The sequence below is a fragment of the Sphingobacterium olei genome (assembly GCF_005048855.1).
GTDB classification, from domain to species: domain Bacteria; phylum Bacteroidota; class Bacteroidia; order Sphingobacteriales; family Sphingobacteriaceae; genus Sphingobacterium; species Sphingobacterium olei.
In genome coordinates this window covers 47,984-68,567 of the sequence record NZ_SUME01000008.1, presented here as the reverse complement: position 1 = coordinate 68,567, position 20,584 = coordinate 47,984, and the positions used below count along the sequence as shown (strand labels likewise).

17 protein-coding genes are annotated in these 20,584 nt (G+C 38.0%); 15 read left to right on the top strand and 2 right to left on the bottom strand.

From position 1 onward, the window contains the following. Nucleotides 1–66: 66 nt before the first annotated feature. Nucleotides 67–876: a 4-(cytidine 5'-diphospho)-2-C-methyl-D-erythritol kinase gene (ispE, locus tag FAZ15_RS17845; RefSeq protein ID WP_136902676.1), complete on the top strand. Its 810-nt coding sequence runs from the start codon at nt 67–69 to the stop codon at nt 874–876. A 605-nt stretch (nt 877–1,481) separates the two neighbouring features. Next, entirely contained in the window at nt 1,482–2,699 is a 1,218-nt protein-coding gene (locus FAZ15_RS17840) for a mandelate racemase/muconate lactonizing enzyme family protein (protein WP_202912449.1), read from the top strand. A gap of 100 nt (nt 2,700–2,799) precedes the next feature. Here the strand turns inward: FAZ15_RS17840 and FAZ15_RS17835 are convergent, their stop codons facing one another. Next, entirely contained in the window at nt 2,800–5,748 is a 2,949-nt protein-coding gene (locus tag FAZ15_RS17835) for a M16 family metallopeptidase (RefSeq protein ID WP_136902675.1), read from the bottom strand. Nucleotides 5,749–5,783: 35 nt separating this feature from the next. Beyond that, nucleotides 5,784–6,230 carry a protein-disulfide reductase DsbD N-terminal domain-containing protein gene (locus tag FAZ15_RS17830; protein WP_136902674.1) on the bottom strand — a complete coding sequence of 149 codons (447 nt, stop codon included), beginning with the start codon at nt 6,228–6,230 and terminating at the stop codon, nt 5,784–5,786. A 709-nt stretch (nt 6,231–6,939) separates the two neighbouring features. On the opposite strand from FAZ15_RS17830, the gene FAZ15_RS17825 reads away from it, so the two are divergent. The 13 genes from FAZ15_RS17825 to FAZ15_RS17765 all read left to right on the top strand — a co-directional run bounded on the left by FAZ15_RS17825 (nt 6,940) and on the right by FAZ15_RS17765 (nt 20,521). Further along, nucleotides 6,940–7,824 carry an ROK family protein gene (locus FAZ15_RS17825; protein ID WP_136902673.1) on the top strand — a complete coding sequence of 295 codons (885 nt, stop codon included), beginning with the start codon at nt 6,940–6,942 and terminating at the stop codon, nt 7,822–7,824. A 92-nt stretch (nt 7,825–7,916) separates the two neighbouring features. Continuing rightward, nucleotides 7,917–8,612 carry a FadR/GntR family transcriptional regulator gene (locus FAZ15_RS17820; protein ID WP_136902672.1) on the top strand — a complete coding sequence of 232 codons (696 nt, stop codon included), beginning with the start codon at nt 7,917–7,919 and terminating at the stop codon, nt 8,610–8,612. A gap of 92 nt (nt 8,613–8,704) precedes the next feature. After that, a complete protein-coding gene (locus FAZ15_RS17815) occupies nt 8,705–10,345 on the top strand; it encodes a sialidase family protein (RefSeq protein ID WP_136902671.1) in 1,641 nt (546 codons plus the stop codon). A gap of 19 nt (nt 10,346–10,364) precedes the next feature. Beyond that, nucleotides 10,365–11,276, top strand: a complete 912-nt coding sequence (locus tag FAZ15_RS17810; protein ID WP_136902670.1) for a dihydrodipicolinate synthase family protein — start codon at nt 10,365–10,367, stop codon at nt 11,274–11,276. 14 nt (nt 11,277–11,290) lie between these two features. Beyond that, the gene (locus tag FAZ15_RS17805; RefSeq protein WP_136902669.1) at nt 11,291–12,373 is read left to right on the top strand and encodes a galactose oxidase; all 1,083 of its coding nucleotides are present in this window, start codon (nt 11,291–11,293) and stop codon (nt 12,371–12,373) included. A gap of 5 nt (nt 12,374–12,378) precedes the next feature. Further along, complete coding sequence (locus tag FAZ15_RS17800) at nt 12,379–13,617, top strand: MFS transporter (protein WP_136902668.1); 1,239 nt, start codon at nt 12,379–12,381, stop codon at nt 13,615–13,617. A gap of 626 nt (nt 13,618–14,243) precedes the next feature. Next, nucleotides 14,244–15,086 carry an ABC transporter ATP-binding protein gene (locus tag FAZ15_RS17795; protein ID WP_136902667.1) on the top strand — a complete coding sequence of 281 codons (843 nt, stop codon included), beginning with the start codon at nt 14,244–14,246 and terminating at the stop codon, nt 15,084–15,086. Further along, a complete protein-coding gene (locus tag FAZ15_RS17790) occupies nt 15,079–15,882 on the top strand; it encodes a hypothetical protein (RefSeq protein WP_136902666.1) in 804 nt (267 codons plus the stop codon). The genes FAZ15_RS17795 and FAZ15_RS17790 overlap by 8 nt, the downstream gene beginning before the upstream one ends. Before the next feature lies 1 nt (nt 15,883). Continuing rightward, nucleotides 15,884–16,258, top strand: coding sequence for a GntR family transcriptional regulator (locus FAZ15_RS17785; RefSeq protein WP_136902665.1), 375 nt, complete (start codon nt 15,884–15,886; stop codon nt 16,256–16,258). Nucleotides 16,259–16,264: 6 nt separating this feature from the next. Next, nucleotides 16,265–17,119, top strand: coding sequence for a hypothetical protein (locus FAZ15_RS17780; protein ID WP_136902664.1), 855 nt, complete (start codon nt 16,265–16,267; stop codon nt 17,117–17,119). Between the two features lie 549 nt (nt 17,120–17,668). Further along, nucleotides 17,669–18,109, top strand: a complete 441-nt coding sequence (locus FAZ15_RS17775; protein ID WP_136902663.1) for a carboxymuconolactone decarboxylase family protein — start codon at nt 17,669–17,671, stop codon at nt 18,107–18,109. Between the two features lie 337 nt (nt 18,110–18,446). Then, complete coding sequence (locus FAZ15_RS17770; protein ID WP_136902662.1) at nt 18,447–19,160, top strand: response regulator transcription factor; 714 nt, start codon at nt 18,447–18,449, stop codon at nt 19,158–19,160. Between the two features lie 2 nt (nt 19,161–19,162). After that, entirely contained in the window at nt 19,163–20,521 is a 1,359-nt protein-coding gene (locus FAZ15_RS17765) for a HAMP domain-containing sensor histidine kinase (RefSeq protein ID WP_136902661.1), read from the top strand. The last annotated feature ends 63 nt before the right edge of the window (nt 20,522–20,584 follow it).

Sequence of the window (20,584 nt, the reverse complement as noted above, 5' to 3'; positions counted from 1 at the left end):
GCAGATGAGAATTTATTTATATGATTTTATTTAATAAAATCCGAAATTGCGTTGTATTTTTGATCTATGCTTTCGTTCGCCAACGCCAAAATTAATTTAGGCCTTCTTGTTACTGAAAAGAGGGATGATGGATATCACAATATCGAAACCGTTTTTTATCCGATAAAATTATACGATGTCGTTGAAATTACGGCTTCAGATTCGTTTTCCTTTCGGTCGGATGGCCTGTTTATACCACAAGGGGGAGCTAATCTTTGCGAGAAGGCATGGCAGTTGCTAAGCGCAGATTTTGAACTTAATCCGGTCCGCATTCACCTATTAAAGAATATACCGATCGGAGCCGGCTTGGGCGGCGGATCTTCTGATGCGGCTCATGTACTAATTTTATTGAATCAGTTAAATGGATTGAATTTGACCACTGCGCAGCTCGAGGATTATGCAGCAAAGTTAGGCGCCGACTGTCCATTTTTTATCGAAAACACGCCAGCTTTTGCTAGCGGAACGGGTACGACATTTGCTCCCATAGCGTTAGACCTTTCAAAATATCGAATTATCATTATCAAACCCGATATTCATATATCAACTGCCGAAGCTTATCAACATATTACACCGCAGATACCCACAATAGATATTCAACGTGTTATCCGTTTACCTATCCAAGAATGGAAATATCATTTAACGAATGATTTTGAATTGGGGCTATTTCGAGAATATCCGCTGATTGAAAAGATAAAGCACAAACTTTATGAGAAGGGAGCATTATATGCGTCTATGTCTGGCTCCGGATCAGCAGTATTCGGTATTTTTGAACACGAAGAAATCGATTTAACGGATTTGCAGGAAATCGGCAACATCTATTATCCTGTAGAGTTGTAAAAATGTTTATTTTTTCAACCATATTAGTAGCAACTTGGACAGTTCTATGGCTAGTACACACGTGACAGAGATAGGTGCTGCCAGTAATAGCTTCCAGCGACGGTGCCTCTATTTTGAAAATGTTTCTTAAAAATGGAACATACAACAAAAAGATCTGTAATATCAGCCCTTTTGTTGCATGGAGTCGACAATTCAGAGTTTTTGCCGCAGCCTATTGACTTCGTCTGAAGATAACCCTCCAGGGTTACTCTCTAATTTTTTGACAGACTTTTGGTTCCATGTGCCCTTATATTGTAGATTTTACAACAGGTTTTATATTTGTGTTAACAAAAAAATAATTATATCTTTAACTATAACTAAGACATAAACTCAATTAAAGTATGTATGATTTTTACACCTAAAATGCTAAAACGATTTATTATTATATTGGTGTTTCACTGCTTCTTATATGATTGCACGGTGAACCGAGCGTCGTGAACAATAATCCTGACATCCTTTGAGAACCAAATATTATATATTAAAACCGAGCGATAAATAATTTTGACCCAGAAGGAAATTATTGTTTACGTCTGAATCTGATCAATCAATAAACAAAAAATAAATAGATGAAAAGAAGAAACTTTTTGCATACCTTAAACATTGGTATTGCATCCGTGGCGTTGTTAGATACAAAGCTGTATGGGATGCCATTGACAACACCTTTATCCCTACCGTTTGATGATAAAGAGCTATCGTATCACACAATTCAATCGATAAAATTCTCATCTGTACGTCTACAGTATCCACGCTTAGTGGGTAAGAATGCTCGTCTTGATTTGCACGGATATGGCCCTAGGGTAGAAACTTGCATTATTCACACTGATAAAGGTGCTATGGGATGGGGATCTCTAAGAGGGTCGAGAAGGCATGCGGAAGATGTAGCAAAGGAACTGCTGGGTAAAAAAGTTTCCGACGTATTTCAAACAAATATCGGGATTTTAGATGCAAAAAATATTCCATTTGATATGGCATTGCACGACATTGCAGGTGTAATATTAAACAAGCCGGTGTATGCGTTATTGGGACAGGAAACGCCCATCATAACGGACTGCTACAGCGGAATGATCTATTTTGATGATCTTGAACCTGCTCACAATCCCGGTGGTATTGACAAAATATTAGAAGAATGTGCATATGATTATAAACTCGGCTATCGCCAATTTAAGCTCAAGATCGGTCGCGGAAATCGTTGGATGCCTTTTAAAAAGGGATTGCAAAGGGATATAGAGGTAACGAAAAAAGTGGCGGAGGCTTTTCCGGACTGCCAAGTCTTGGTTGACGGAAATAATGGGTTTTCTGTCGAAGAATTTATCCAGTACATGAAAGGAATATCGGGAGTTCGCTTATTTTGGATTGAAGAACCTTTTCATGAAACTGTCGTAGATTATCAGAAATTAAGAGCTTGGTTAAAAAGTGAGGGTATCACCACATTGTTGGCCGATGGAGAGGCTGATTGGGATCAAGCTCTGCTACGAGAGCTTATCGAAAAGAAGCTGATTGATGTCCACCTTACGGATATCGAAGATTTAGGTTTTACCAATTGGCGAAAATTGATGCCCGAACTACAAAAATTAGGTGCACAGACGTCACCTCACGCTTGGGGGTCGCTGCTTAAAACGCACTATACTGCACATTTAACCGGCGGACTCGGTAATACTGTTACCATTGAGGGGGTGTCTAGTACATCTGATGATGTAGATCTATCAGGGTATAAATTACAAAATGGCAAGTTGATACCTCCTGCAACGCCAGGGTTTGGTATGACATTACTCAAAAAAAATTAGTATAAAACTAAGTGGGCCTCTGAGTGGGCCGGTTTTTAAATAAAAATAAAAGGGCAAACATATTCGGTTTGCCCTTTTTAAATAGTTAGTAGGAAGAATCTTAATAACCGAATAACTCTTCGAGGCTTAATTTCGTGAGTTTTCCAATGTTGTTAAGTTGTTCATCCGTGACATTTTTCTCGGAGGCAACAATACAATAGCTATAAGGTTTATTAGCCAATTCCGTTTGATGAATGTTCTCGATATCAGCGAACTGCATTGTTTTAACCTGTTCGTACCAGTTCTTACGTCTGTCGTGATCGATGCCTTTCTTCAGGTTCTGTAGGTAGCTAAATATGATGCCGTCTTTTTTGACGCGTTGAGTTTCGATATCGCTTAGGAAACTTTTCTTTGCCGTATCAAATGCCTTATCCGAGCGTGGTAATGTATTTAATAAGGCATTCATTCCCTCCACAGCGTCACTGATTTTATCTGATTGGGTGCCAATAAACGCGGATACACTAAAAGGATCCTCTTTCTTTGCAGGAGTCGAATAGTTTGCATAAGTAGTATAGGCTAATCCTTTAGCTTCCCGTAGATTTTGAAAGACAATAGATCCCATTCCGCCACCAAAATAGCTGTTAAACAGGGCTACGCTTGCCTCTTTATCGGCTTGATAATGGTCTCCTTTTCTATACCAACTGATATCAGCCTGCACCATATCATAATGAGCAAAGAGTACCGTGTTCTCGGCTTGATCTAAGCGCGTGTACACTTGCTTAGCAGGTATGCTGTTATAAGATTTGGGTGATTTGTGATATTGGCTAAGCGCAGCGGTATATTGTTTCAAGTTAAGAGGACTATATGCAATAACTTTGTGTTCGTAGTCCATTAAACCGTGTAATAAGGCGACCAGCTCTTCACCTGTAATCGCAGTTAGCGCTGCAGTCGATAATTGATTATTAAAAGGGTTTGTAGCACCGTAAGCAGCATAACTCATCAAACCCTGCATAATATTGCGTTTGTTAGTCTTGTTATTTTGTCGTTGCTGTAACACATCTTTCTTGAGATTCTCCAATGCAGTTTCATCGACTTTACAGTTTTTTAGCAGATCCGTAAGCAATAACATCGCTTTGCCATAATTCTCTTGTAAACCGGTTAGCGTGATACGTGTTTCTTCTGCACCGATGCTTATGCTGTAGCTACAGGCTAATTTGAAGAAAGCTTCCTGTACCTGTGCTCCGGTCATTTCATCGGTACCTAAGTAGGAAAGATAGCTGCCTGCTAGTGGTAGTAATTTATGGTTCCAGCTTCCCATATCAAAAAGAAAGGTCTGTCGGAATAGCTGATTGTCTTTGTTCTGTACATATAGAACAGCTGCTTTGTCTGCTTTTGCTTGTTGGATATCATGTTTGTAGTCTAACCATTCTGGCGAAACAGGCAACGAAGGCATTGAAGCTATTTGGTTTAAATAGGAAGATTGTTTGTCTGCATTAGTATGTACAGGTGTGATAGGCGGCTTTTCTACTTTAGCGATATCACCCGCCTCTCCTTGTCTTTTATTAACAACAATATAATTGTCCCTAAAAAATGCATTGGCAAAATTAACGATTTCTTCTTTAGTGATTTTGGAAAGTACATCAAGATAGGCTACTTCTTGATCCCAGCCTGCACTTTTGGTACGGATGAAATCGGTGACTAGATTCTGAGTGCGCGCGGTGTTATTATCTAAGCTCTGTAAAAAAGATAATGTACTATTCGCTCTTATCGCATCAATTAATTCCGCATCAAAATCTCCTTTTTTTAACAGTTCTATTTGCTCTAGAAGTAAAGCGCGCACGTCCTCAAGTGTTTGTCCCTGTTTCGGATACCCGTAAAGCGTAAAGAACCCATAGTCTTTTTGTTGATTGACATTTGCCCCGGCTCCCAATACGCGTTGCATTTGAGATAGATTTAGATCGATTAATCCTGCTTTCCCATTAGATAACAGCGAGGATGCCACATCTGCCAACAAGGCTTCACGACTATTGCTCTTGCCTACACGGTATCCCATCATCATATATTGCGCACTTGGTCCCGTCACCTCGAGAATGGCGGAGTTCTGGATTGGATCTTCTACAATATCACTATCTGATACCGCTGTACCTGCTGGAAAAGTGCCGAAATGTTGATCTATTTTCCTGATCATGTCATCAGAATTGAAATCTCCTGCTAATACAATGGCCATATTGTTGGCCACATAATACCTATCGTAAAATGAACGTATTACTTTTAAGGATGGATTTTTAAGATGCTCTACTGTGCCCAATGTCGTTTGCTGTCCGTAGTTCGTTTTTGGGAATAACTTTTTTAGTAAGACCTCGTAAGCCCGGGTTCCATCGTTATCGAGGCTCATGTTCTTTTCTTCATAAACGGTTTCGAGCTCGGTGTGAAATAGTCTGAATACGGGATAGCGAAAGCGCTCGGCCTGTATCATCAAAAATTTATCAATAGAGCTCGATGGGATATCTTCCTTGTAAACGGTTTCGTTATACCAGGTATGTGCGTTGGTACCTTGTGAACCGATTGTAGACATCAGTTTATCATACTCATTCGCGATGGAGTAATTAGAGGCTTCTACGGATAAGCGATCAATCTCTTTATAAAGTGATTTACGTTTGTTGGCATCAGTCTCCTTTGTATACGTTTCGTACAATTCTTCGATCTGATTTAATAATACTTTTTCCGACTTCCAATCGGATGTTCCGAAGTTATCTGTGCCTTTAAATAAAAGATGTTCCAGATAATGAGCTAATCCAGTATGGGTAGCCGGATCATTGTTGCTGCCCGCCCGTACGGCGATCTGAGCTGTAATACGTGGCTCATTTGTGTTTTCTGTTAGGATAACCGTAAATCCGTTTTTTAAGGTGTAAAAGCGGGTGTTCATTGGATCATTACTGACGTAACGATACGTATATCCTGCGGTTTCTTTTTCTTTCCAGCTGTATTTTTCTTGAGCCTGAGTAGGTACTGTAAAACTCAGGCTGATGAAAAGGATGCTGATTCGGAATAAATTATGTTTTATAGTCATTGCTATTCTTTTGATTTATTTACGAAAAAAATGGATTATTTGATGCTAATGGCAAAAACTTTTTCATCGGGAGGGAGGCATTGCTGATCGTTGCAGACCATAAATTCAACTGCACCTTTTACGACTGTCTGACCTTTTTTCAATTTAATTTTTTGTTGAAAAACGACCTCTTTATTGAAATACAGAACCTGCATATTAAACGTCTTTTCAAACTTTTTATTTGGGGTAGGCTCAAGTACCTCTCCAATAAATTGATAGTCGCTCGATGGCGTGAAATTGAATGAAGTTGGAACGGGGCCACCCTCGCCGATATGTTGTGAATAGATATTCCAGCCATTATCGATTGTAGCTTTGAGAAAGAGCACTGCTTCATCTTTTCCTGTCTTTTTAGCCGCAAATGTCCATTTTACGGGATCTAAGATCTGTGCTTGTGTTGCACTTAATGCAAATAGGGCGACTATTACTACTGTCAATCTTTTCATGCGTTTTTAATTTTAATGTTTACTTGGATTTGCTTTTTTGTGATTTATTTCATCAAACCTCCAGAATTTTTAAATTATTATCAATACTAGTGCGTTTTTTCGATAAATTATTTTGTTTTTATTGTTTTATTCTATATTTTTTATTGTCAAGTAAAGTGTGTGCTACCGTTTAAATGTTATGGCAGTCTATGCAACACTAACACGCCTATGTTAGTTAGGGTATATATAATAGCGAATTGTTTTAAATAACGTCTAGTTGTTACCTTCGAAAAAAAATTTTTTTTTCGCTTATATTTTAAAAACAATAATTATGTTTGTAGTACATAAATACAATATATGAGCAGACAGTTGTGTGACTTAAATAATTGTAGTGACAAATAATAATTGTAAACCAAAAGAAATGCCGATGCATTCTCCGTATTTACGAGTTTTTATGTATTACTTCATAGGCTTTTGCTTCTTTCATTCGTGATAACCAGATGGGTATTTGCTTAAGTATGGAGGATGGTAAGTCTTGGCTTGCGTCAAAGCAATTGGGTTATCCTAGAATTCCCCAAAATGTAATATGTACATTGGAATATGGAGGATATAAATTAACGAAGAAGAAATTGCCGTACTTGTGTAGCATGTAATTGACCCATCTGCTAGATCGGCTGCAAATAGAAAGCATTCTCTTGATTTGCATTATATAAATTAAATTGATTAAACGATGATTATAAACAAAAAAGAACACATTCTATGTGTAGAAATAGGAGGGAGTCATATTCTTTCAGGTGTATATGATCCTGTTATAAATAACTCATTTACAGGGATATCTAGGAGGTCAGTAAAGAGTTTGGGAAAGAAAGAGGAGATATTAGATACATGGTTTTCGTGTATAGACGAGACTTTACACAAAGTAAATGCAATACCAACGGGTGTATATATTGGAATGCCCGGACCATTCGATTATGAAAATGGAATTTCATATATAAAGAATTTGGGTAAATATGATGACTTGTATGGAACAAATGTAAAAAAATTAATTGCCAAACGATACATGCTATCGCAAAATGTGATCTTTTTTGAAAATGATGCCACTTGTTTTTTGGTAGGACAGGTAGAGCTTATTGATGGTTTGAAGGAGAATAAAGTTGTTGGTTTGACATTGGGCACAGGATTAGGAGCATGTCTTTACGAAAATGGTCGATGTAAAGATTTAGATTTGGGTAAAGAACCATTTATGAAGGGTATAACGGAAGATTACCTTTCTACACGGGGCTTTATGCGATTGTATAAGCAGGCAGGGGGAGAAAGGAAAAGTACAGTAAAAGAAGTGATGGAAGATCAACAATATTGTACGTTTGCGAGGGATACCATTGCACAATTCGGTACTTATTTAGCCGATTTCATATGTCAGTATTATGGTACATATCAGATGGGAAGTTTAATAATAGGGGGTGGGATAGCAAACGGAGCGTCAACTTTTTTGGATATTACAAAACAACAACTATATACTAGAAATATCGACATTTCTATTTATTTGGCAATTGACAGTGCAGAAGCTACTTTGCTAGGTGTATGGCATGCTATGCGAGAAAACCTAGTATGTTGAACAATCTTACACCTAATAATTTATTAACATCGATAGTTTAACTAAAAAATTTATGTTAATTTGTAGAACATAACTTTAGAACTTGTTTGCATATGTTGACAACTGAATTGAAGAAAGATTTGGAACCTATCTCCGTCAATACGAGAGCAGATATGGTTGAATTAAGGCTTAGAGAATATCTGAACAAAAAGGAGCTAAAAACAGGCGATTTATTACCTACAGAAATGGAGCTTTCCGAGGCTTTGGGGGTAAGTAGGAATGTATTAAGAGAGGCACTAAGTAGACTACGGATGTTAGGTTTGGTTGAATCCAAAAAAAAACGGGGTATGGTATTAACCAATCCTGATATTTTAGGAAGTTTTGAACGGGTGCTGAATCCGCAACGTATGGATACCAGCACTTTAAAAAATCTATTCGAATTGCGATTGGTTTTGGAAATGGGATTAGCTGATCTGCTTTTTGTCAGGAAAACAGCTAAAGATATTAAAGAGCTGGAAGCGATTGTCAAGAATGGAAAGTTTGAGGATGACGATGTGTTTCGTGTGACCCGGGAGATTGCATTTCACGGAAAGCTGTATGAAATTACAGGTAATGATACCTTGAAAAGATTTCAAATTATGCTTTTACCCGTATTTGATTACGTACTGAAAAATGAAAATAGAAGTGTGAAGTCCAATATATCTCACACGGATTTAGTGCGTATCCTAAAAAATGGTACAAAAGAGGAGTTTGTAGTAGGAATGAGAGAGCACTTAAGGCCTCATTTCGAATTACTTAAGAATTTGTAGTAAAAAAAGATGTGATATTCTTCGGGATATCACATCTTTTTTTACTATTTTTATATGTAGTACATAAGTACTAATAGTTTATATGTAAACCTATGAAAGAACCAAGGATACTTATTGTTTTTCTCTTATTATTATGGGGATTAAAAAGTACAGCACAAATTCAAGTAACGGTAAAAAACTGGTATCTTCCCGTATTAGCTGATCAGGAGATCAACGTGGTCAAAAGATTGCAAATAAACAGCAAAAAGTCTTCCGCATTATCAAAAGGTGAACTCATTTTACAATTGGATGAAAGAGCTACTGAAGTCATCGATGAAATAGTTCTGTGGTATATATTAGGTGATTCTACCTTAATAAAGCAGAATAATATAAAGAACTATACTGCTTTAAAAAAAGTTAAAGCCCGATCAGGCAAGAATAAAATATCTTTCAATACTAAATTGGGAGAAGGTGCAAATTTTCTTTGGATAACGGTCAAGATAAGACCAGTTAAGGATATAGAGCTCCCTTTTGCACTTGAATTTCATAAATTCCAAATAGATAAGCAAAAATTAACAAGTATAGAGGACGTAAGAACGTCAATGCATCGTCTAGGCGTAGCTGTGAGGAGACATAATCAGGAGGGGGTGCATACGAGTCGCATCCCGGGAATTATTACAGATAAGGATGGTTCTTTAATTTCTGTATATGATGCCCGCTACGAATCTGGGAGGGACTTGCAAGGTCATATGGATATTGGTGTGTCAAGAAGTGTAGACAAGGGGAATACGTGGCTACCCATAGAAGTTGCTATCGATATGGGCGAGTATGGTGGATTGGCACAGAAGTTCAACGGTGTCTCTGATCCTAATATTCTATTGGACGAAAGAACTGGAGATATTTATGTAGCCGGGTTATGGATGCATGGTGTAATCGACGAAACCGGAACGTGGTATCCAGGTACAAAGAGCGGAGAAGAAATCTGGAATCATCAATGGAAGACCAAGGGCTCACAGCCGGGATTTGGTATCCAGCAAACTTCCCAGTTTCTAATGGTAAAAAGCCAAGATAATGGTAAGACCTGGTCGGAACCAATTAATCTGACGGCGATGTGTAAAAAAGAGGAATGGTGGCTGTGGGCGCCTGCTCCTGGACATGGTCTTACCTTGAAAGACGGTACCTTGTTAATGCCTACTCAGGGAAGAGACAAGTCGGGAAAAGCCTTTTCCAATATTACCTATAGTAACGATGGTGGCAAAACATGGAAGACATCAAATGCAGCAATGCCTCGGCCGACAACCGAATGTATGGCAGTAGAATTAGAAGAGGGGCGTATCATGCTAAATATGCGCTCGAATCTCAACACAACCAACAAAGGACCTGATAATGGGAGAGCTATTGCAACAACAACAGATATGGGCGAAACCTGGATGGAACACCCCACATCACATCATGCTCTCATCGAGCCCACATGCATGGCTAGTATCCACAAACATAATTATATTGAGAACGGGGCGCAGAAATCGATAATCGTGTTTTGCAATCCGGATTCCAAGTACGACCGTATCAATATCACGCTAAAAGTGAGTAAGGACAATGCCGATACGTGGGAAAGGAAACTGTTGCTCGATGAAGGAAAGGGTAGAGGATATTCGTGTATTACTTCCGTCGATGAGCACACCATTGGTGTTCTGTATGAAAGTAGCCAAGCTGACTTGGTATTCCAACGTATCGCGTTAAAAGATTTGTTATAAAAATTATTAAAATATAAAAATGAATAAAGTTAAAGGGTTAATTGCGGCGACTTTCGCTGCTTATAAAAAAGATGGAAGTATTGATCTGGATGCTATCCCGCTCTATGTGGAATACTTGATCGAGCAGAATGTGAGTGGTGTATTTGTTTGTGGGACGAACGGTGAAGGACCAAATTTAACCGTAGAAGAACGTATGGCAATTACCGAAAAATATATAAACAGTGTAGCAGGGAGACTGCTAGTCTTCGTACATGTAGGCCATAGCTCCATCACGGAGGCCAAACGTTTGGCCGCACATGCACAGGAACACGGAGCAGATTATATATCATCTGTTTCTGCTTTTTATTTCAAGCCAAGTTCGGTAGCTAATTTAGTCGATTGTATGGCCGAAATTGCAGCGGCTGCGCCCAAGCTGCCTTTCTTCTATTACCATATCCCTGCTTTGACAGGTATACAGATCGATATGATTCAGTTTTTGCAATTGGCGGAACAGAAGATACCGAACTTAGCGGGTATCAAATATACGGCGGTCACAATTCACGAATACCAAGCTTGTCTACATTACAAGGAAGGTAAATTTGATATTTTATTTGGTTATGACGAACTTCTTCTTCCCGCCCTTGCCGTAGGAGCCAAAGGGGCAATAGGTAGCACATATAATTACGCAGCTAAACTATATGCTCAGGTTATGGCTTATTTCGAAGAAGGTAAACTGGATGAAGCCGAAAAACTTCATTTCGAGGCCGTACAAATGATACAATTATTGGTAAAGTATGGACCTATTCCGACGCAGCGTGCAATTATGAAAAAAGTAGGATTGGATCTAGGGACATCAAGACTCCCTTTGGTATCTCTAAGTGAAGAGCGGGAGCAAAATTTATACGCAGATCTTGCCCAGCCCGACTTTCTTTCCCTTGTAAAGTCTTGTTAATGAACCGACAGGTAATGAATATACAATATTTTATCTTTATATTATTTATGCTAAGCTCAACTCTTTTACCTGCCCAGACAGCTGAAGTAAAAATTAAATGGAAAACACTATCTCCCATTCCAGATACCATGGGATTTGCCGGTGCATATATTACAGCAACTGATGATTTTCTGCTGGTCATGGGTGGTGCAAATTTTCCCGATGGAATAGCACCATGGGATGGAGGTAAGAAAGTGTGGACAAATAAGATATTTGCACTTAAAGATAAGCAAGGAAACTGGATCTCCCTAGGACATTTGCCGATTCCAATGGGATACGGAGCGGTAACCTCCTTTCAGAACGATGTTTTTGTCGCCGGTGGCAGCAATGAGGATGGGCACCTTTCTTCAGTATATAAGCTCACATGGAAAGAAAACCGATGGCAAATCGAAAATTTGCCAAGCTTACCCTTTCAATTAGCAAATTGTTCGAGTGTAAGAATAGGCAGCTTGTGGTATATAGTCGGAGGAATCAAGTTACCGGATTCACCAACGGCGGAATCAATATGTTGGCGTATGGATCTAACCAAAATAGATAAAGGATGGGAGATCTGTCCACCGATTCCCGGTGAGGGGCGTATGCTATCCGTGGTCGCAGATGGAGGGGGTAGTTTAGTCGTGTTATCTGGTGTAAGTTTGAAGGATGGCAAAAGAAAATATCTGCAGGATGCCTATATATTGGACGACCACACGCGATGGTCGAGGATTGTCGACCTGCCCGAATCAGTAGCAGCCGCCCCAAGTCCAGCTTGGTATGATCGTAAATCCAACAAACTTTTTGTATTCGGAGGCGATAATGGGGAGCTAGCTAATCAGGATTTGAAGCATGATCACCCCGGTTTTTCCAATCGCATACTAACCTATAATTTTGAAGAAGCACTATGGCATTATAATGTCGATAAGATCATTATTTCAGAAAAACAACAGCACGGAAAAACCTGGGTTCCAGTTACGACCGGCACAGCAAATTGGGCGGGTGGAATTGTATTACCGTCAGGAGAAATCAGACCGGGAATCCGTACACCTCAGGTATTATGGGGCACTATTAAGCTAGACTAAATCTTATGAATACGAAAACTAAAGGTTATGCATGGCTACTCGTGGCGTTGTTATGGGTAGTTGCTTTTTTAAATTATTTTGATAGAATATTAATTACATCGATGCGCGATCCTATTGTCGCAGATTTTGATCTGACGGATGCGCAATTTGGTTTGCTGACTTCGGTATTTTTATGGTCGTATGGTTTTGTAAGTCCTTTTGGTGGTTTTTTAGCAGATAAATATTCGCGAAAAAAAGTGATTGTTCTGTCAGTTGCCATTTGGTCATTGGTAACCTTATGGACCGGCTATGCATCCTCATTTCCTGAAATGCTAGCTACCCGAGTATTGATGGGGATCAGCGAAGCCTGCTATATACCTGCCGCACTCGCGTTGATCACCGATTACCATACCGGAAAAACCAGATCATTGGCAACCGGTCTGCACATGTGTGGTCTGTATACCGGACTAGCACTAGGTGGTTTGGGCGGATTTATTGCGGAGTACTGGGGATGGCGATCCGGATTCCATGTTTTTGGCTTGTTCGGGATTGTCTATTCCTTCGTATTGATTTATTTTTTGAAAGATCTTAAAAAAGCGGAGACAGAGCCAGAACGTATTACTTCGCAGCCCCTAACAGAAGCTCCATCTTCTTACTCGATCAGGGAAGTGTTTTCTTCTTTGTTTAGACTGACTTCTTTCTATATTATATTGTTCTACTTTGCGATATTAGGCATGGCGAATTGGTTGGTCAATGGTTGGTTACCGACTTTTTTGAAAGATCAATTTAGTTTGGATTTGGGAACTGCTGGGATTTCCGCTACGGGCTATATACAAATAGGATCTTTTGTCGGCGTGATAGTCGGTGGAATAATTGCAGATCGATGGGTACAAAAAAATCCGAAAGGCAGATTAAATGTAATGATAATCGGCTTTTGTATCGGAGCCCCGTTTTTGTTCATCATGGCTTCTACGAACGTCTTTTTAATGGCCATTGTAGCTATGGTTATATTTGGATTGGCGAGAGGTTTTAATGATGCTAATTTGATGCCTATGCTTAGGCAAGTGGTTGATCAGAAGTATATTGCTACGGCTTATGGCTTCTTAAATTTCTTGAGTACTATAGTGGGAGGGTTGATGGTATACGTGGGAGGCGCATTGAAAGATGCAAATGTAAGTCTTTCGATCACCTATCAGATCATAGCGATAGTGTTATTGTTGATTTCATTTACACTGTCTCTTGTAAAAATTAAACAAAAGAGCTAAAATACAAAATCAAGAAAAGATCACTTACTTTAATCTTGTTTATTATTCTATCGTCTGAGATGTGCGAGGCCCAACAGTTGTGTTTACTAACACATCCATATCAAATTTATTTACAGAAACCGGCCTACCTATCGCGCCATTTCGGACAGATGACTGGCATGTATTCTAAATCTTGGCTATTAAACCATTAATATATACAATGGAACTGGCATAAAATACTGGATCTTTAGTGAGGTGTGTACTAAGTGAAAAATATCCTATTAAAGATGTAGGCCTGAAATTTGACTGAAAAATCGGATAAAGGATGTAAAAAACAATGTAATCAAATTATTTGGAAGGGGTAAAAAGAAAGGTTTTCAAACGGGGAGAATGAAAACCTTTACTAACCAATTATAAACCTAAATTATGATGATACAAATGTAGTGTATTTAATACACTAAGTGAAAATGTTTTTTTAAAATAGACATTTGAATGACAATGGTAGTTTGTTTGAATTAAAGTCAATAAATAATTAACAACATATAGTTTTAACGGATTCAACACTGATGTGAGAAAAAACTTTTCATAAAAATTGGAAATTAACGTAATCTTTGTAAATTAGTGTATTATTTAAGTAGTACACTAGTATGATAACTATTCAAAATCTAAATTTCAATTATAATAAGGCTAGGCCCTTATTTAAGAACATGAATATGCAATTGACACAAGGACATATTTATGGTCTGCTTGGAAAAAACGGAGCAGGCAAATCCACTTTGTTAAAAAATATTGCTGGTCTTGTTTATCCTTCTGCTGGTTCGCTGCAGGTGCTCGGACACAATCCCACAAAGCGCGAGCCTTCGCTTTTACAACAGATTAGTTTTATTCCAGAAGAATTTCATTTGCCGTCTGTTAAATCATCGACCTATGTGAAAGTAAATGCACCGTTCTATCCTAATTTTGATCATGTTTACTTAAATAGGTTGCTTTCGGAATTTGATATTCCTATTCAGCAGAAACTATCGGAGATGAGCTACGGGCAAAAGAAAAAATACATTATAGCCTTCGGATTGGCGACCAATGCAAAATTAATCATCATGGATGAACCGACAAACGGATTAGATATTCCATCTAAAGCACAGTTTCGTAAAATAATGGCCTCAGCTATGACGGAAGATCGCTGCATTATTATCTCTACACATCAAGTTCGTGATTTAGATAATCTGATTGACGCGGTTATTCTCTTAGACGAACAGAAAGTAGCATTGAACGCTTCCATTGATGAAATCACAGCTGCATTTACTTTCAAGAAAGTGAAGGAACTTGATAATACGGTGTTATATGCTGAAGAAGCATTAGGTGGCTATCAGGTCATTGCCGCTAATAGCAATCAGGAGGATTCCAAGCTGGATATGGAATTATTATTTAATGCGGTTCTAGCACAGAAAAGCAACATAACTTCAATTTTAAATACAGTTCATCATGAATAATACATTTGATTTCAATCGGTTTTTCCTTCTGTTACGCCGGGAATGGATCAACTTTGGAAAGATTTATCTTATTTCTCTGGCCGTTGTTACAGGTGTAATTACTGCATTCTATGGTTATAATATAAACGAACAATTAACCCATGGGCATGGCAGCTGGACGGCCACGCTCAGTTTCAGACCATTTATTTTCATCTTTTTAGGTCTTTTATTTTTAACTATGATTTCTAGCGGTTATTTCGCTGATCTGGGACAAAAGCCAAAGGCGATTATCGAATTGCTGATTCCAGCTTCTCAATTGGAAAAATTTCTGGCAAGCTTATTCTATACCATTATCTTAACGATAGGTTCTTATTTTCTGCTGTTTTATCTTATCGATTTCGCATTTCTATCCTATATACGGAGTTTTACTACCGCAACAACTTCTTACGCACAAGAAGACGGAACACAGGTCGTGATTGATAATATCACTTATTTTTTTAATCAACCGTTTCCGAAACCGACAAAGTTTTTTCTTTTTTTGCCGTTTCTGCTAAATAGTCTGTTTTTATTGGGATCGATTTATTTCAATAATTTCCACTACATCAAAACAGCCATCAGTGTTATGATCTATGTCGCCTGCTGGATAGGCTTAGTTGTTTTTATCGTGCAACGTGCAATTCGCGACACGATATTAATAGGAGATGGATTTTGGCAAAACGAAATAAATACGTTTAGGGTTTTTTATGTTGTGGGGGTACTACTTACCCTGATTTTCTGGTTCTTGAGTTACCTGCGTTTAAAAGAGAAGGAGGTTTGATATGGATTTTAACAATAATAAAGCAATATATCTACAGATTGCGGAGCACGTCTGTGAGCATATATTGCTCGGTAGCTGGAAGCCGGAAGAAAAGATTCCTTCAGTCCGGGATATGGCAGTAAATGTGGAGGTTAATCCCAATACCGTGGCGCGTACCTATGAGTTATTGCAGCAGAAGGGAATAATCTACAACAAAAGGGGGGTTGGTTTTTTTCTCAGCTTGGATGCTATTCAACAGGTACAGCATTACCGAAAGACAATCTTTATCGACGAAGAATTACCTCAGTTGTTTAAAAACATTTATTTACTAAATATTGGCCTGGATGACATCACCCGCATGTACCAGGCTTTTATTGAACAAAACTTCAAAAAATAGATAGCGATGAAATTAAGTAATAAATTATTAATTACCTTGGCAATAATACTTTTTGTGATGCCGATCAGTGTTATATACGTTGTAACAAAAACCAATCGTGTGGATGCAAAGGAGTATACAGCCATAACGCAGGAGGAAGCAATAAGTATGGCCGTTCCTGACAAATACATGCGTACAATAAATGTACAGCCTTTTAAACAAGTTAGTATCGTAGGATCCAATCGCACGTCTCTCAATCTTCAGTTGGTAAAAAGTAAAAAGTTTGCCGTTAAAGTAGATAAAGGAAAAGAAACTGATTTTGTTTATCAGATCGACGATCGAGGAAATTTGGAACTCGATTTTCAAAATCATGATAGATATAACTATTTATCCGTTTCGATATTTTCACCCGAGGTGGAAGGACTTTCGCTTTCTAAAGTACATCTACATAATTTTACGGTTCAAGCATCTGAATTCCATATGAAACTAGCAGAGCAGGGAGACCTTAATTTTGGCTTGAATACAAAAATCGATCATTTATCATTAAAAGTCAGCAGGTCCAATTTTGACATACGTTGGGTTGATGTTGTGGGAGAACCTTTTCATGGCGTGCGAGACCTGACGTTAGATCTAGACAGCAGCTCTATTCGCATTCATAAAAAAGCTCTTGCAAGTTTGAATGCAGGTATTAAAGATTCTGAGATCGCATTTAACTTACAAAAAGATACTGCAAGCAATATAAACGAAATGAACGTGACTACACACGGAAAATCTGCTGTATATCTAAATAATGCTGAAATTAATCAGTTATCAGGAAGTCTTTCCGATCAAACAACGACTGATGTCCCAGTCTTTTATTTGCGTAAGTTATTGAATAAATAGAATAAACGGCTGTATTGGTAGAGTTGCCCGCATTAAATCTGTATTGTGGGCGGCTTATTTTCTAAGTACACTAATTTTGCCGAGTGCTCCGGTATCTATATATTTCTTTGAAAGATAAAGTTAATACTGAATATCAGATATTACTGGGGAATCGTATCTTAGCATTATCATTTGAAACAGTGAATACAGAAGCACGATGCATGAAGCTTTATTCCAACACATAAAAAAAAATATAACAATAGACGATGATGCATTGAGCGTAATAGTTCAATTCTTTACGGTATTCGAGGTGCAAAAAAAACAAACACTCGTAGCCGAGGAGCAGTTTTGTTCGTATATTTATTTCGAAATACCCCAAGTTCATAGAACGGATTCCTCAGAAACTATTAGCTTCCTTTCTCGGCTTTACACTAGAGTACCTGAGCGAGCTTCGGAAGAAAAAAGTAATCAAAAAAAAATAATAATGGATGGTGTTCTTAAACCAGTTTAAGTTTTTTTTAGCAGATAATACGGAATTTAGCAGCATCGTTAATAATTAAAATTTATAAAATGGAAAATCGCTTTAACATTCAGAATGTTCAGCCAGAGGCTTACAACGCCATGTATGGTTTAGAAGCTTATTTAACGGCTTCACAACTAACGAAATCACAGAAGGAATTAATTAAAATCAGAGCTTCGCAGATCAATGGCTGTGCATTTTGCATTGATATGCATACAAAGGATGCCCTAAAAAGTGGAGAAACTACACAACGTATTTTCTTGCTAAATGCCTGGCAGGAAACAGATAAATTTTCAGCGGAGGAAAAGGCGCTCCTTGCTATTACAGAAGAGGTCACACTTATTCATCAGCACGGGTTAACAGAAATTACATATGACTTAGCTAAAAAGTTCTTTTCGGAAGAATTAATAGCACAGATCATTATGGCAGTTGTTACAATTAACGCATGGAATCGGATCGCGATCAGCACAAGACTTCCCGTCGCAGGCTAACGTTTTATTTACGGTAAGTAAATTCCTTATCGTAATTGAATCTAGATTCCAAATGGTAACTAACTGCTGCATCGGTAGACGGGATAACATTACAGTTGCATTATTTCTTTATCGCATGAATATTACAAAAGGAGAGGGGATGAAAGTGTACATACATGTATATTTAGATTCATAATTTAGGTTAAAGTTCAAGCCTCTATATCTCCCCGATATTGGAGGCTTTTTTTATTCGTTTGGATATGTTAAATCCCACATGAAATATCGCCCTTTCTTATTTTATGAAATTAATTACATATTTTCGCTAAGTGTAAATTAAAATCTAAGTAATTCCTATCGTATGGTTGTACAAAAAATTTTGTTGGTGGAGGATGAGCGAAATGTAGCTGAATTCATTGTACAGGGGCTAGTAGAAGAGGGTTATGCGGTCTTACATGTGAATAATTATGAAGACGCACTCAAAATTGTCAGTACAGACCGTATTGATCTCGTAATTTTAGATGTATTACTTCCTGAAGTAAATGGACTTGAAATATGTAAAAACTTTAGAAATTTAGGCTACAAAGACTTGCCTATATTGATGGTAACTGCGTTGGGGAGTCCGGAAAATGTAGTGTTAGGTCTGGATAGCGGCGCTGACGATTACCTCTCTAAGCCTTTTAAGCTTATTGAACTGAAAGCGCGAATTCGCTCTTTGATCCGACGGAAAAGTGAAATCGCGAACCATTTAATTAATCAAGAAGAAAAAAAGTACAGCTACGGGTTCCTAGAACTGAATGATTTTAAAAAAATAGCGTACTGCGAAGGTCAGGAACTAAATCTTACATCGACAGAATATCGACTTTTGATGCTTTTCATCCAGACTCCAAAAAAAGTATTCAATCGGAATGAACTTTTGGATAAGGTCTGGGGGATCAATTTTGACATTGGATCTAATGTCGTAGACGTTTATGTAAATTATTTGAGAAAAAAAATTGAGAAAATAACGACAAAAAAGGCGATACATACCGTTATAGGCATGGGGTACGTGTTAAAAATAGACGATAATAGTTAAAAATGCATAAATACAATAGAACATTATATTCACTGATTACTATCCTTATTGTTTATACAGTCTCTTTTGTGATCTTTGTTTTTTATTCCATCTCTAATTTTGCCTTTACAGATTTTTATAAACGATTGGACTTAAGGCGAAAACTGGCCGCAGAGCAGATGCTTAATGAAGATCCTAGGAACGAAGATTTCAAATGGACGTATGAGAATGTTGAAAATCTCGACAAGCAACATAATTTTATTGTCGAATTTGACCAAACCCATACAATATTATATAATAACGGTTTGGATCCTGCACTTTGGAAAGAGATTAGTAAAGTAGGCCATGCTAATTTTAAGATAGGAACCAAGTTTTATTCGACAGATGTCTACATGAACGATGGTAAAATGTATGTTGTCGGAGTTTCTGCCGAGAATTATTTCTATACCCATCATATCGCATATCTACGGAACTTGTTATTTATCAGTGTAGTTTTGGGGGTTCTTTTTGTCATCGTGGTCTCTTTACTTGTAAAGCGATCATTTCTAAGACCAATTAACGGTATTATAAATGAGGTGGAAAAAATAGGTTCAGAAAATCTATTTCTTCGTCTTAAAGAAACGGAAGACAAGAGTGTGTTGAATAAATTAGCGATAACATTTAATAGAATGCTTTCTAGGATAGAAACTTCCTTTGAGACGCAAAAAAACTTCGTTAGCAACGCATCCCATGAGCTAAATACACCCTTGACTTCCATCATCGGAACAGCAGATTTAGCACTGTCAAAGGAACGTACTGTAGCGGAATACCAACAATCGTTGACGAAGATAATAGCCGCAGCGGATAATCTCGAAAAAAAGACCAATGCGTTGCTGTTATTGGCACGTACAGGCTATGAAAATAATGGAAGTAATTTTAAGCCGGTACGTATCGATCAGATTATTATGGATTCAGATCTAACTGTAAAGGCGATCAATGAACGGTTCCATATTAAAACGGATTTCACCCTACTTCCCGAAGATAGCATGAAGCTAAAGGTATATGGGTCGTCTGCTTTGCTACAATTGGCTTTTTCGAATATCATATCGAATGCCTGTAAATATTCTTCCGACCATACCGCTTATGTAGCTCTTGGTGCACTTGATAATAGTGTTATTGTGCTCATTAAAGATGAAGGTATTGGTATTCCTGAACAGGATCTTCCTTACATTTTTGATCCGTACTTTAGAGCTTCTAACACCGGAAATTTCTCAGGCTATGGTATAGGATTACCTCTGGCACGAAATATTATTCGGATGCATAATGGAAAATTAAATGTGTCTTCTGTGCTGGGGGAAGGCACAACGGTGCGGATAGAACTACCTACGGTTACCTCTTTTTAATCTTATTCTAATGTATGTTGAATCATTCTAATTACATTCTAATATGACCTAAAAAGTCTCACA

Bases quoted from the DNA above. Each gene is read 5' to 3' on its own strand.
- ispE (WP_136902676.1), top strand. From the start codon at position 67: ATGCTTTCGTTCGCCAACGCCAAAATTAATTTAGGCCTTCTTGTTACT.
- FAZ15_RS17840 (WP_202912449.1), top strand. From the start codon at position 1,482: ATGAAAAGAAGAAACTTTTTGCATACCTTAAACATTGGTATTGCATCC.
- FAZ15_RS17835 (WP_136902675.1), bottom strand. From the start codon at position 5,748: ATGACTATAAAACATAATTTATTCCGAATCAGCATCCTTTTCATCAGC.
- FAZ15_RS17830 (WP_136902674.1), bottom strand. From the start codon at position 6,230: ATGAAAAGATTGACAGTAGTAATAGTCGCCCTATTTGCATTAAGTGCA.
- FAZ15_RS17825 (WP_136902673.1), top strand. From the start codon at position 6,940: ATGATTATAAACAAAAAAGAACACATTCTATGTGTAGAAATAGGAGGG.
- FAZ15_RS17820 (WP_136902672.1), top strand. From the start codon at position 7,917: ATGTTGACAACTGAATTGAAGAAAGATTTGGAACCTATCTCCGTCAAT.
- FAZ15_RS17815 (WP_136902671.1), top strand. From the start codon at position 8,705: ATGAAAGAACCAAGGATACTTATTGTTTTTCTCTTATTATTATGGGGA.
- FAZ15_RS17810 (WP_136902670.1), top strand. From the start codon at position 10,365: ATGAATAAAGTTAAAGGGTTAATTGCGGCGACTTTCGCTGCTTATAAA.
- FAZ15_RS17805 (WP_136902669.1), top strand. From the start codon at position 11,291: ATGAATATACAATATTTTATCTTTATATTATTTATGCTAAGCTCAACT.
- FAZ15_RS17800 (WP_136902668.1), top strand. From the start codon at position 12,379: ATGAATACGAAAACTAAAGGTTATGCATGGCTACTCGTGGCGTTGTTA.
- FAZ15_RS17795 (WP_136902667.1), top strand. From the start codon at position 14,244: ATGATAACTATTCAAAATCTAAATTTCAATTATAATAAGGCTAGGCCC.
- FAZ15_RS17790 (WP_136902666.1), top strand. From the start codon at position 15,079: ATGAATAATACATTTGATTTCAATCGGTTTTTCCTTCTGTTACGCCGG.
- FAZ15_RS17785 (WP_136902665.1), top strand. From the start codon at position 15,884: ATGGATTTTAACAATAATAAAGCAATATATCTACAGATTGCGGAGCAC.
- FAZ15_RS17780 (WP_136902664.1), top strand. From the start codon at position 16,265: ATGAAATTAAGTAATAAATTATTAATTACCTTGGCAATAATACTTTTT.
- FAZ15_RS17775 (WP_136902663.1), top strand. From the start codon at position 17,669: ATGGAAAATCGCTTTAACATTCAGAATGTTCAGCCAGAGGCTTACAAC.
- FAZ15_RS17770 (WP_136902662.1), top strand. From the start codon at position 18,447: ATGGTTGTACAAAAAATTTTGTTGGTGGAGGATGAGCGAAATGTAGCT.
- FAZ15_RS17765 (WP_136902661.1), top strand. From the start codon at position 19,163: ATGCATAAATACAATAGAACATTATATTCACTGATTACTATCCTTATT.